Origin of the sequence: Pedobacter sp. (genome assembly GCF_035566355.1) — a bacterium.
Lineage (GTDB): Bacteria > Bacteroidota > Bacteroidia > Sphingobacteriales > Sphingobacteriaceae > Pedobacter.
Map to the genome: position 1 here is coordinate 1 of NZ_DATMRL010000527.1, position 12,694 is coordinate 12,694.

General features: G+C 41.8%; 11 protein-coding genes and 1 tRNA gene. 10 read left to right on the top strand and 2 right to left on the bottom strand.

Going from position 1 to position 12,694, the window contains the following annotated elements; all coding sequences use genetic code 11:
- The 4 genes from VNZ46_RS20450 to VNZ46_RS20465 form a co-directional block, all read left to right on the top strand.
- A partial coding sequence (locus VNZ46_RS20450; RefSeq protein WP_325562083.1) for a SusD/RagB family nutrient-binding outer membrane lipoprotein occupies positions 1-841 on the top strand: 841 nt, incomplete at its 5' end.
- A 55-nt stretch (positions 842-896) separates the two neighbouring features.
- Positions 897-1,583, top strand: coding sequence for a peptidoglycan recognition family protein (locus VNZ46_RS20455; RefSeq protein WP_325562085.1), 687 nt, complete (start codon positions 897-899; stop codon positions 1,581-1,583).
- 36 nt (positions 1,584-1,619) lie between these two features.
- Positions 1,620-1,835, top strand: a complete 216-nt coding sequence (locus VNZ46_RS20460) for a hypothetical protein (protein ID WP_108554861.1) — start codon at positions 1,620-1,622, stop codon at positions 1,833-1,835.
- The gene (locus VNZ46_RS20465) at positions 1,832-3,523 is read left to right on the top strand and encodes a S41 family peptidase (RefSeq protein ID WP_325562087.1); all 1,692 of its coding nucleotides are present in this window, start codon (positions 1,832-1,834) and stop codon (positions 3,521-3,523) included. Before VNZ46_RS20460 ends, VNZ46_RS20465 begins: the two co-directional genes overlap by 4 nt.
- Here VNZ46_RS20465 and VNZ46_RS20470 read toward each other — a convergent pair.
- Entirely contained in the window at positions 3,520-3,852 is a 333-nt protein-coding gene (locus tag VNZ46_RS20470; RefSeq protein WP_325562089.1) for a 2Fe-2S iron-sulfur cluster-binding protein, read from the bottom strand. The genes VNZ46_RS20465 and VNZ46_RS20470 overlap by 4 nt on opposite strands.
- 2 nt (positions 3,853-3,854) lie before the next feature.
- Positions 3,855-4,865, bottom strand: a complete 1,011-nt coding sequence (locus VNZ46_RS20475; RefSeq protein WP_325562091.1) for an NAD(P)/FAD-dependent oxidoreductase — start codon at positions 4,863-4,865, stop codon at positions 3,855-3,857.
- Positions 4,866-4,994: 129 nt separating this feature from the next.
- Here VNZ46_RS20475 and VNZ46_RS20480 point away from each other — a divergent pair, with 129 nt between their 5' ends.
- The 6 genes from VNZ46_RS20480 to VNZ46_RS20505 form a co-directional block, all read left to right on the top strand.
- The gene (locus VNZ46_RS20480) at positions 4,995-5,756 is read left to right on the top strand and encodes a UDP-2,3-diacylglucosamine diphosphatase (protein WP_325562093.1); all 762 of its coding nucleotides are present in this window, start codon (positions 4,995-4,997) and stop codon (positions 5,754-5,756) included.
- A gap of 114 nt (positions 5,757-5,870) precedes the next feature.
- The gene (prfA, locus tag VNZ46_RS20485; RefSeq protein WP_199078598.1) at positions 5,871-6,944 is read left to right on the top strand and encodes a peptide chain release factor 1; all 1,074 of its coding nucleotides are present in this window, start codon (positions 5,871-5,873) and stop codon (positions 6,942-6,944) included.
- 77 nt (positions 6,945-7,021) lie between these two features.
- Positions 7,022-7,095 (top strand) — tRNA-Asp (locus tag VNZ46_RS20490).
- 442 nt (positions 7,096-7,537) lie between these two features.
- Positions 7,538-8,122, top strand: coding sequence for an RNA polymerase sigma factor (locus VNZ46_RS20495; protein ID WP_199082517.1), 585 nt, complete (start codon positions 7,538-7,540; stop codon positions 8,120-8,122).
- Between the two features lie 76 nt (positions 8,123-8,198).
- Positions 8,199-9,335: a FecR family protein gene (locus VNZ46_RS20500; protein ID WP_325562097.1), complete on the top strand. Its 1,137-nt coding sequence runs from the start codon at positions 8,199-8,201 to the stop codon at positions 9,333-9,335.
- Positions 9,336-9,563: 228 nt separating this feature from the next.
- A partial coding sequence (locus VNZ46_RS20505) for a SusC/RagA family TonB-linked outer membrane protein (RefSeq protein WP_325562099.1) occupies positions 9,564-12,694 on the top strand: 3,131 nt, incomplete at its 3' end.

Here is a 12,694-nt window from a genome sequence, read left to right on the forward strand (position 1 = left end):
AGGTGGATTGCAAACCGATGAGAATCCATGGTATAGTTGGGGGGGATTTGTACTCACAACAACAGATCCTAACAGTTCTGATTATGACCCAAGGTATTTCACCTGGAGCCAGTTCTTTGTGAATATGCTGACCTCATTACCGGTAAGCAATACCATGGTAAAAGATCCACGGATCAGCAGGATCATGAAGCCGGCACTATCTGATGGTCAGTATAGAGGTTTAAGATCTGGTGGCGGACTGGTAGGTGGACAGGGAATTCTGGCTAACGGACAAAACGGAGACGCAACAAAGACCAATGGCAATGATTATGGCAGTTTTAGCAATAGCGGTTTTTATACCAAACAAACGTCTCCTTTTCCATTCATCACTTATTCAGAAGTGAAACTGATTGAAGCGGAGGCAAGATTAAGATCAGGAGATATCAGTGGGGCATTAACCGCCTATGAAGAAGGGGTGAAATCCAATATGCGTAAACTGGGTGTTACTCAGGCAGAAATAGCCTCTTATTGGAGTGCTCAGTTAACAGATGGTCTGGCCGCACATTTTGCAAATCTTACACAGGGCTTGAGCCATATTATGCGTCAAAAATACATCACGCTTTGTCTTAATCCTGAAACCTGGGTAGATATGCGTCGGTCTGATTTTAGCCAAGCCATTTATGGTCCCTCTTTAAAAAGGCCTTTAAACCTTAATACCGTGATCTTCGACGCGAATAATGACAACCAGTGGATCAGGGGCATGGTATATGAGACCAATGAACAAACCCGTAACCCGGATAATGTGGGAGACAACTCTGAAAAATATCGTTTATTAACCCCATTATGGTGGGATAAAAATTAATTCTTTTTACCAACAAAGGCCCTTCAAAAGGGCCTTTGTCCTTATTATTGTAGATATGAAACCGATTTCAATACTAAATAAATCAACCCTCTTCACACTGCTTGCCTTGCTGATCATATCCGGAGCTTATGCTCAAAAAACCTATCCGGTTATTCAGAAGCCCATTGTCTTTGATGAAGAAAGAAAACAGCTTTCACTAGAATACCTAGAGAAAAGGCATGGACTACAACAAACAGAGCCTGCTATTAAGCCTGTTATGATTGTGCTTCACTGGACCGAAATCCCCTCTGTGGAAAAAACCTTTAACGTATTCAATACCTCTACTCTGCCAGGAGCCAGGAGAGAACTCACTTCTGCAAGTAGCTTAAACGTGTCTTCGCAGTATCTTATTGACCGTGACGGAACCATTTACCAGCTCTTGCCGGATACCATTCTGGCCAGACATGTAATTGGACTAAACTATTGCGCTATTGGTGTTGAAAATGTTGGCGGAGAGAAATGGCCCTTAACTGAAGCGCAGTTAGAGGCGAATGAACAACTCATCCGGTCTTTAAAGAGAAAGTATCCGATAGAATATGTAATTGGGCATTATGAGTACAATTTGTTCAGGGGAACTCCGCTATGGAAAGAAACGGATTCAGGCTACAGGACGGAAAAAACCGATCCGGGCATATCCTTTATGAGAAGAATCAGGGAGAAAATAAAAGATTTGGATATAAAAGGGGCACCCGCTCATAAATAAGATTTATCGTATTACAATTATTTATATTTTTGCATTATGGCAAATTTTACACTTACTCCTGAAACAGCGCAAAAAGTTAAGATCAAATTTTTAAGAAAGTACCGTGAACTGGCAGGGGAGAACATCTCCTTTACCCCGGGGCAGGAAGAAGAATTGGTGAATCAGTTGATGAGCCTGATCAAAAGAGACAGGAAATATGTTGAATTTACCATCAATAAGGCTTTGGCCGATCCAGATGGTAATAGATTATGATAAAATATAAACCCTTTATTGCTGCCGGGTTAATCGCAACCGCTGCGCTGACCTGGTCTTTTAAAGAAGACCTTTTCCAGGTGTCCAAAAACCTGGATATTTTTGCCTCCCTTTACAAGGAAGTCAGCATTAATTATGTAGATGAGACAAACCCCTCGGATCTCATGAAAACAGGTATTGATGCCATGCTGGATGGACTTGATCCCTATACAGAATATATTCCTGAGTCTGAAATAGAAGACTATAAGCTAAAGTATGTCAGTACCCAGTTCGGAGGGATAGGCGCGAGCACAGTCTTTATTGAAGGAAAACTTTTTGTGAATGAAGTGACAGAAGGTTATCCCGCCAATAAACAAGACGTCAGGCCCGGAGATCAGTTTGTCCGGATTGCTGGAGTGGAAGTGAAGGGTAAAGACAGAAGTCAGGTTACGCAATTGCTCAGAGGACCAAAAGGTTCTTCTGTAGACCTGTTGATCATCAGGGAGGGCGTGGTTTTAAACAAGACCTTGATCCGGGAAGAGATTAAACTGCCAAATGTTTCTTATTCCGGGATAGTAGATGATATTGCTTATATCCGGCTGGATAAATTTTTGGAGAATTCAGCGCAGGAAGTAAAAGATGCCGTGCAGAACCTGACGAAGAAACAACCTAAAGGAATTGTACTGGATTTGAGGTATAATGGAGGTGGCATCTTGCAGGAAGCTGTTAAAATTGTCAATCTTTTTGTGAATAAAGATGTGCTCATCGTTACCCAGAAAGGAAGAAATCCGGAGAAGACCATCAGTTATAAAACGGTTAGTGACCCTATAGCCCCACAGGTGCCTCTTGTGGTCTTGGTTAGCGGTTCTTCCGCCTCGGCCTCAGAAATTGTTGCAGGCGCCTTGCAGGACCTGGACAGGGCTGTCATTGTTGGTCAGCGGAGTTATGGAAAAGGACTGGTTCAGCAAACCTTTAATCTGCCATACAACAGCCTTGTAAAAGTTACTGTAGCCAAATATTTTACCCCGTCTGGCAGATGTATCCAGGCAATAGATTATTCCCGTAAAGGTGAAGGAGGTAAAAGAGTTAAAATAGCCGATTCGCTGATTACAAAATTCAGCACCAAAGGTGGCAGGAATGTGTATAACGGGAACGGAATTTATCCTGACGTATTTGTAGATGCCAAAAAATATAGTCCCATCACCATTTCACTGATCAGTAAAAATCTCTTCTTTGATTTTGCCAATTCCTATAAGAAAAGCAATAAGTCTATTGCTCCTGCAGCAGACTTTAAAGTCTCAGATAAGGATTACGAGCAATTTGTAAGCTCACTTGCAGATAAAGATTATAAGTATACTTCGAATGCAGAACGTTTATTGTCTGATCTTAGGACAGAAGCAGAGAAAGAAAATAACCTGCCTGCTGTGAAGGCCGATCTGGATGATCTAAGATCAAAAATGCAAACTGCTAAAAAAGAAGACCTTTATACCTATAAGGAAGAAATCAGGAAAGCGCTGGAAACACAGATTGTAAGCAGGTACTATTTTGAAAAAGGAAAAGTAGTACAAGCATTTCAGTATGATAAGGAATTTGCAGCAGCAAAATCTGTATTGAACAATACACCTAAAATGCTTGTAATCTTAAAAGGTACAGGAGAATATAAAACGATTGGAGATCCGGCCAGGAAAAACCTGGCCATGGATAACTAGTCTAATCCACCATGTAATTTTACAGTTAAACCCTCCATAGCAGGGTTTAACTGTAACTGGCAGGCCAGTCTTGAATTCGGTAATACATCTGGTAAAGTATCCAGCATAGCGTACTCATCGTCAGACATTTCGTTCAGTTTGTCTTCGCCTTCAATTACATCCACACAGCAGGTTGCACAAAGTGCCATACCTCCGCAGGTTGCTAAAATATCATATTCACAAGCTTTTAAAAACTCCATCAGGCTCAGCCCCATATCAACAGGTGCTTCCAGAGTGGTTAAGCTGCCATCTGCATTTTGTACGTGTATATTAATGTTGTTCTCTTCCATAATTAAAATTCGCTTACGCCATTAACGGTAGTATATTTCATGGTGTATTTAACGCCTGGGTTCATGTACTGGTAAGCGCTGTGGCTCATTAACGCAGCCTCATGGAAACCACAAAGGATCAATTTCAATTTGTTTGTATAGGTGTTGATATCTCCAATAGCGTAGATTCCAGGAATATTGGTTGAATAGTCGTCTGTATTCACCTCGATCGCACTTTTGTTGATGTTCAGGTTCCATTGCTCAATCGGACCCAATTTAGGGCTTAATCCGAATAAAGGAATTAAGTGGTCGGCAGCCACATTGGTTACTTCTAAAGATTTGTTATGAATGATTTCCACATTCTCCAAATTTCCAGAACCTGAAACAGAATTTAAATTGCTGTTTAATATTAAGTTGATGCGTCCGCTTTCAGCAAGAGCCATTACTTTATTTACAGAATCCGGTGCACCACGGAAGCTCTCACTGCGGTGAACCAGGGTGAGTTCTTCTACAACATCGGCTAAAAAGATGGTCCAGTCCAGGGCAGAGTCACCACCACCGGCAATCACCATTTTCTGTCCCCGGTACTGTTCAGGATCCAGGATCATGTAGTTTACACCACGCCCATTTTCAAATTGTTCAAGCCCTGCAACTGCGGGTTTACGGGGTTCAAAGCAACCCAGTCCGCCTGCAATAACCACCACTTTCGATTCAATGATCGTTCCCATATTGGTGGTCAGTACAAAATCGCCTTCGCCACGTTTCTCCAGGCCTTCAATGCGCTCGCCCAAAGTAAAACCAGGGTGAAATGGTTTACCTTGTTCCATCAGGTTGTCAATGAGCTCCTGTGCCAAAACAGTTGGATAACCAGGAATGTCATAAATTGGCTTCTTGGGATAAATCTCAGAAAGCTGTCCTCCGACTTGTGGAAGATAGTCTATTAAATGACAACGCATTTTGAGTAATCCTGCTTCAAAAATCGCAAATAAACCTACGGGGCCGGCGCCAATGATGGCTATATCTGTAGAAATCATGTATTTAAATTTTGGGGCGAATTTACAAACTTTTGTTTGAATAAACGGGTTATCAAGAAATATTCTATATAACTCCTAGAACTTTTTGACAAAACACCGATCGAAATTTGTTTATCTTTGCCCTCAGAGATGGTAAAAAACATATATTTCGCCTCTGATTTCCATTTGGGATCTCCTGATGAAAAGACCAGCAGGACCCGGGAAAATCGTATTGTTCGGTGGTTAAATTACATAGAACCAAGCTGCAGTGAGCTCTTTTTAATGGGAGATATCTTCGATTTCTGGTTTGAATACAAAACGGTAGTTCCCAAAGGTTTTGTCCGTTTGCTGGGTAAACTGGCACAGATGTCTGACCAGGGCATTAAGATCTATTTCTTTAAGGGGAACCATGACATGTGGGTAAATGATTATTTTACCAAAGAACTGGGCATACAGATCATCAGTGATGAATTTGAAATGGAAAGAAACGGAAAGCGTTTTTACCTTCATCATGGCGACGGATTAGGGCCTGGCGACCGCAAGTATAAATTTCTCCGCAAAATATTCAGAAACCCGGTTTGTCAGTGGCTTTTTTCACTGGTGCCACCCAGAATAGGAATGGGTATCGCCAATGGCTGGTCATCCAGTAGCCGGGCTGCAGGTACGACGCCCGATGGGGTGAGTAAAGAAAAATTCATGGGAATGGAGAACGAATGGTTAGCGGTTTATGCCAAAGAGGTCTTGCAGAAAACCCATTATGATTATTTTATTTTTGGGCACCGTCATTTACCATTAGACCTGCGGTTGAGTGAAAACAGCCGCTATGTCAACCTTGGTGAATGGCTTAATTTTTATTCTTATGCTGTTTTTGATGGCAATGAGCTATGCCTTAATTATTTTGAGTCGAAATAATTGATCGAAAAACCTTATTTTTGTGGTCCAAATAAATAACGCTACGCTATACATCCGGCTGTTTGTTTACTGCCGGGGATAAAAGTGAATGAAAATAATTTTCTTTAGAACGATATGTTAGAAAAATTAGAAGCCATTAAATTGCGCTGGGAGGATGTAGAAGAGCAGTTGAGTAATCCTGATACCGTTCAGGATATGAAGCGTTTTGCAGCTTTAAATAAAGAGTATAAAGATTTAGGTAAGATAGTAGACGAGTATAAGATCTACAAAAATGTGATGAGTAACATCGATGCCAATAAAGACATTCTTTCCAATGAGAAAGATGCGGAGTTGCGTGAGATGGCTAAAGAGGAACTGGAACTTTTACTAAAGCAACAGGAAGAACTGGAAGAAAAAGTTCGGCTGATGCTGATCCCTAAAGATCCTGAGGATGCTAAAAATGCAGTATTTGAGATCAGAGGCGGTACAGGCGGTGACGAAGCTGCTCTTTTTGCAGGTGACTTGTACAGAATGTACAGCCGGTTCTTTGAGCAAAAAGGCTGGTCTGTAGAAACCATAGATGTAACTGAAGGTACTGCCGGTGGTTACAAAGAGGTGATCCTTAAAGTAAGCGGTGAAGACGTTTACGGACAATTGAAATATGAATCGGGTGTTCATCGTGTACAACGTGTTCCTGATACCGAAACTCAGGGCAGGGTACATACATCGGCAGCTTCGGTGGCGGTATTGCCTGAAGCTGAAGAGATTGACCTTTACGTTAACCCTGCAGATATTGACCTGCAGACTTCCAGATCTGGTGGTGCGGGTGGTCAGAACGTAAATAAGGTGGAAACTAAAGTTCAGCTGACACACAGACCTTCCGGTATTGTTGTAGTTTGTCAGAAAGAACGCTCACAGCTGGGTAACCGGGTGATCGCGATGGAGATGCTTCGCAGTAAACTGTATGATATAGAACTACAGAAGAAAAACGGAGATATTGCTGCCCGTCGTAAAACGATGGTATCTACAGGAGACCGTTCGGCTAAGATCAGAACCTACAATTATCCACAGGGAAGGGTAACCGATCACCGTATTGGTTTGACCTTATATAACCTTAATGGGGTGATGGATGGTGGTGTTCAGGAACTGATCGACGCTTTACAGTTTGCTGAAAATGCAGAAAAAATGAAAGAAGGATCTGTAGCTTAGTGAGTTACGATTATTTTTAAAAATAGTTTGTGAATATAAATAAAGGCTCTATATTTGCAATCCCGAAAGGGAACAACGGACCGGTAGTTCAGCTGGTTAGAATGCCGCCCTGTCACGGCGGAGGTCGCGGGTTCGAGTCCCGTCCGGTCCGCAAATCTTAGATCAAAAACATTAAAAAGCCTGTTGTCGTATGATAACAGGCTTTTTAAATTTATGGACCCTGCCAAAAACTTTATTCCTGAATTTATTCCCATTTGCTGGTCTGTCTGTCGACTAAGCCATCAGGGGTCTAAATCATTCCCAAAATTTGAAGTCTTGGATCGAACTTGCGGCGGATAAGAGATAGCAGTCTGCTTCGGGTCAGATTCGTATCTTGTTCGTATTGGCTTGCATGTACATCAAACGTGATATGAATAGGAGAGAAAGAGGAATAGGTTATGTACAAAATCTGCTGTAAGACTTGGTTAAGGAGCAAATTTGCCTGGGTTAATCGTCTTAAAGGCTAAAAATCGAAATTTAAACACTATTAATTTCAGCCTAATTTGTTAACATTGTTTGTAAATCCTCCCAAATTAGAATAATAGATAAGTCTTATGGTTGTTTATAGTGCACTTCCTGATCCTGAATTGACTGCTTTGCTGAGAGAAGGAGATGAGGCCGCATTTACAGAAATTTACAATCGGTACTGGAAATTGATCTACGCTCATGTTTATAAAATGATCCGCGAGGAAGATGATGCAAAAGATGTTGTTCAGGAAGTTTTTAGTAATCTATGGTTAAAAGCTGCGGCGATAAAGAACAACACCAATATTTCCGGATTACTTTATACCGCTGCCCGGAACCGGGTCTTTGACCTGATTGAAAAAAATAAAGTTCGGAGCGACTACATCGGGGAGATTGCAGCCTTTCTTTCTGATCCCAGAAATGACCAGGTAGATACTATTGATGAAAAGCGTATACTGGAGATTCTGGAAAGAGAAATCCAGAAACTTCCCCCAAAAATGAGGGAAATCTTTGAGATGAGCAGGAAAGAAGACCTGTCTCACAAAGAAATAGCATCCAAGCTTAATATTTCAGAACAAACGGTTAAAAAACAAGTCCAAAATGCCTTAAAAGCTATAAAACCCAAACTCAACGATGTGGGTGTTGGCATTTGGATTTTGCTGTTGTTCCGCTAAGCTGAAATTATTTTCAAAATCTTCTACCCCCAAAATTACTTTCACCCGTTTACCTGTAAATTAACCTCGAAAAATTATGGATAAGCAACAGGCAAAAGAATTGATTCGGAAATATAACCAGGGTTTGGCCACCGCAGAAGAGCAGGCCAGACTGGAAAACTGGTATATGCAAAAATCAGACAGCCTTGTTCTTGAAGAGGATGAAATCAATTTTGACCGCATAGAAAACGAATTGCGCAAACAGACCTTCAGTCGTGCAGGTCTTGCTCATCCAATTCAAAGTGAACCACCATCCAAACCCTTTAGATTATGGCCCAGGATCGCTTCAGCGGCAGCTGTGATTCTGATAGCTGGAGCAGCTTTATTTTATTATAACCACCCGTCTGCGGATCAGCATACCATCCTGGACCGCAGTAAATACAGTGATGTTAATCCGGGATCCAATAAAGCCATTTTAACTTTAGCCAATGGGCAGCAGATCAGTCTGACCGATGTTAACAACGGAGATCTGGCTAGGGAAGACCATGCTCTGATTAAAAAGACAGCCGAAGGAGAACTGGTTTATCAGGAAGAAGCTGGAAAAAGAGCGGAGTCTGTTTATAATATGATGTCTACCCCAAAGGGTGGTCAATATAGTTTGACGCTCGCAGACGGGTCGAAAGTATTCCTGAATGCAGCTTCTTCTTTGAAGTATCCAACCCGGTTTAAAGGTAAAGATAGAATTGTGGAGTTAACAGGAGAAGGATATTTTGAAGTAGCACATAACAAAGACAAGCCATTTAAGGTGATCAGCCGGGGGCAGACTGTTGAAGTGCTGGGAACACATTTCAATATCAATGCCTATGCAGATGAGCCTGATGTGAAAACCACGCTTCTGGAAGGCCGTGTAAATGTAAATGGTACATTGCTTAAACCCAATCAACAGGCTGTTTTAGCACAAGATCAGCAGATCAGCGTAAGACAAGTCGATGCAGATGAAGTGGTGGCCTGGAAAGATGGTCTGTTTAAATTTGATCATACCGATATCCGGACCTTAATGCGTCAGATTGCGCGCTGGTATGATGTAGACGTAGTCTATGAAGGGCCTGTAAAGGAAGAACAGTTTTATGGGAAAATTGAAAGAAGTTATACCCTTTCGGAAGTATTGAAGGTGCTCGAATTAGGTAAAGTCCATTTCAGGATAGAGGGAAGGAAAATAATAGTCATGCAATAACGCTGAAAAAGATAATCAACTAAATAATCAACCAAAAACCAACCAACCAAAATGAAGAAATTTTTACAACAAAGCGGTTAGCTTTCTAAAGAGGTAGCTCTGCAAAACAAAATCCGGGGAAGGCTTCGACACTTTTCCCCGGAATTGCGCCTGGGTTACCCTTATCCGATAAAATCGGACTGATGAATAATTCTTGAAAATTAATCCAAACCCAAACAATACAAACGTATGAATTTATACTCATATGCGAAAACCCCCTGGCGTACGGGGCGGTTGATGCGTAAAACCATTTTGGTCATGAAACTGATTTTTTTCATTATCACCATCGCTTGTGTACAAGTGTCGGCTGTTGGATACTCGCAAAATGTTACTATTCAGCAAAATAATGCAGCACTTACCTCTGTTTTCTCTACAATAGAAAAGCAGACCGGCTATAATTTCTTTTGGAAAGATACCGATCTGAGCGCTTTCAAGGTGGATGTAAAGCTTCAAAATGAATCTTTGGACAACGCCTTAAAAGAAATTTTTAAAGGACTTCCTCTAACCTATTCCATCACCAAAAAGTCTATCGTTGTACAGGCAAAAGCACCCACCATTTTGGAGAAAATTGCAGGTGTTTTTAAAGATACAGATGTTCGCGGACATGTACTGGATGCTGAGGGATTGCAATTACCTGGAGCTACCATTTCGGTGAAAAACGGAAAAGCCCGTACCATAACCAATGCCCGCGGGGAGTTTCTTTTAAAAGATGTCCCTGATGGCGCAATCTTGCAAGTTTCCTTCATGGGCTATATCACCCAGGAAGTTGGAATCGGCAACCGTGTACTGGAGATCAGACTGAAATTGAGTGATTCTAAGTTGGATGAAGTACAGGTAATGGCTTATGGAAAAACCAGTCGCCGCTTTTCGACAGGTAATATTACCTCGGTTACTGCTGAGGAAATTGCAAAACAACCCGTAATGAACCCCCTTCTGGCTTTGGTGGGCAAAGTACCCGGGATGACAGTAACACCAGCTACAGGTTACGCCAGTGGCACAGTAAAGGTTGAGATCCGCGGCCGTGCTACTATTAGTCCCGATTATCCATCAGATCCGCTTTATGTCATTGACGGTGTCCCACTCACCTATTTGAACGTTGGGGGGACGGCCAGTTATGAAAATGGATCGCCGGGACTCATCCAGAATGGCAGTTACACAGCAGGTAATGGACAAAGTCCATTATTTAACATCAACCCTCTGGATATAGAGAGCATTGATGTTTTGAAAGATGCAGATGCTACGGCAATATATGGATCAAAGGGTGCTAATGGCGTGATCATGATTACGATGAAAAAGGGGAAGGCTGGTCCGACAAGGATAAATGCCGGGATTACTCATGGGATTTCCAGAGTTACCCGGTATTGGGATATGCTAAACACCAAAGACTATGTGAAGATGAGAAAAGAAGCATTTAAAAATGACGGAATTCCATTAACATTACAAAATGCCCCTGATATTGTAGGATGGGATACCACAAGGTATACCAATTGGCAAAAGGCATTATGGGGAAATACGGGTCATATAACGACAACTTATTTATCGATTTCAGGGGGGGACGAAAACACACAATTTAGTATCAGCCCTAGCTATAGACGTTCAACCTCCATACTCACTGTGAGTGGATCAGATCAATCAGCGGGCGTAGCCTTAGGTATCAACAATAAAGCCTTTAACAAAAGATTACAAACGGACCTGAGCGTTAATTATACCTATTCAGATGTTAACATAAACTCTACCCCATCGGTGGCCACTCTTCCTCCGAATGCGCCACCCATTTATGACAACAATGGGGAATTAAATTATAAAGAGTGGAATGATGTTGGACTTCCGTATAGTTATCCATTTGGTACACTTAAAGCTTTAACAACTTCAAGAACAACTTTAGTGGCGAGCTCGCTGAACCTCTCTTACGAACTGTTCAACGGATTTAGAATTACCAGTCTTTTGGGTTTTAATACAAGTAGTCAGAAAAGCGATGCCAAATCACCCATTACGGCACAAAATCCAATATTTAATCCAACCGGGGCTTTGAATATCGGAACGAATAACAACCAAACCTGGAACATTCAGCCGCAGCTGAGCTATCTCAGCACCATAGGAAAAGGAGATTTTTCGGCAGTTTTCGGGACCGAATTAAGTAAGACTGTTACTTCGGGACAAAATACTTATGGATTAGGCTATACGGACGATAACCTCCTGGGGTCCCTTCAGCTTGCACCTACGGTGATGATTATGGGGGATACCTACGGACAGCTTAGGTACGCCGCTGTATTTGGCCGGCTCAATTATCTCTGGGACCGGAAATATATCATTAACCTCAGCGGAAGAAGAGATGGGTCTTCACGGTTTGGGCCTGGAAAACGGTTTGGGAATTTTGGATCTTTGGGCCTTGCATGGATTGCATCTGAGGAATCCTGGGTCAAAAATATCCTTCCTTCCTTTATTGATTTTGTAAAGTTTAACGGAAGCTATGGCCTTACGGGGAGTGATGGTGTGGGCGATTATCAATACATCAGCCAATGGTCTAATATAAATAACGGTGTTCCGGCTTATCCTTATGGTGGAGTTACTCCATTGATTAATTTGCATGCCGTAAACCCAAATTTTCAGTGGCAGGTGAATAAAAAGCTCGATTTAGCCGTTGAGGTAAAATTATTCAAGGACTTTATTTTCAATGTAGGCTATTATCGGAATCGTTGTGGCAATCAGCTGACCAACTATCCAACACCTCTGTTTACGGGATATGCTACAGTAACGGCCAACTGGCCTGCCGTTGTTCAGAATAGCGGGTGGGATTTTAAGATTAGTGGCGTTCCGGTCAGGATGAATAATTTCAGCTGGAATTCAAACTTGAACGTATCGTTCAATAAAAACATTCTGTTAAGTTATCCAGACCTGGAGTTCTCCAGTTATGCCACGCAGTATGTGGTTGGTAAATCGGTAAATGATACTTATTTGCTCCATTATATTGGTCTTGATCCGATGACAGGTCAATATGTTTATGAAGATCATAATCGGGATGGATCGATTAATACAAATCCTACTGGACACCCGGGTGCCGGAGTTGATGACCGTTATATCGTCATGAACAGGGATCCAAAGTTCACCGTTGGTATGAGCAATATATTTCGGTATAAAGATCTCTCCCTGACTGTTGACTTATATTATAAAAATCAAATGGGCATTAGTCCGTTTTATTCAGGTGTACCCGCAGGTAATATGTTGAATATACCAACAGAAGTTTTTAATAATCGCTGGCAGCAGCCAGGGCAATCCGGTAAATATGCTATTCTTACCTCAGTCACCGGAGTACCATCGAA

Excerpts from the sequence above, each read along its gene's own strand:
- VNZ46_RS20455 (WP_325562085.1), top strand. The coding sequence starts at position 897 with ATGAAACCGATTTCAATACTAAATAAATCAACCCTCTTCACACTGCTT.
- VNZ46_RS20460 (WP_108554861.1), top strand. The coding sequence starts at position 1,620 with ATGGCAAATTTTACACTTACTCCTGAAACAGCGCAAAAAGTTAAGATC.
- VNZ46_RS20465 (WP_325562087.1), top strand. The coding sequence starts at position 1,832 with ATGATAAAATATAAACCCTTTATTGCTGCCGGGTTAATCGCAACCGCT.
- VNZ46_RS20470 (WP_325562089.1), bottom strand. The coding sequence starts at position 3,852 with ATGGAAGAGAACAACATTAATATACACGTACAAAATGCAGATGGCAGC.
- VNZ46_RS20475 (WP_325562091.1), bottom strand. The coding sequence starts at position 4,865 with ATGATTTCTACAGATATAGCCATCATTGGCGCCGGCCCCGTAGGTTTA.
- VNZ46_RS20480 (WP_325562093.1), top strand. The coding sequence starts at position 4,995 with ATGGTAAAAAACATATATTTCGCCTCTGATTTCCATTTGGGATCTCCT.
- prfA (WP_199078598.1), top strand. The coding sequence starts at position 5,871 with ATGTTAGAAAAATTAGAAGCCATTAAATTGCGCTGGGAGGATGTAGAA.
- VNZ46_RS20495 (WP_199082517.1), top strand. The coding sequence starts at position 7,538 with ATGGTTGTTTATAGTGCACTTCCTGATCCTGAATTGACTGCTTTGCTG.
- VNZ46_RS20500 (WP_325562097.1), top strand. The coding sequence starts at position 8,199 with ATGGATAAGCAACAGGCAAAAGAATTGATTCGGAAATATAACCAGGGT.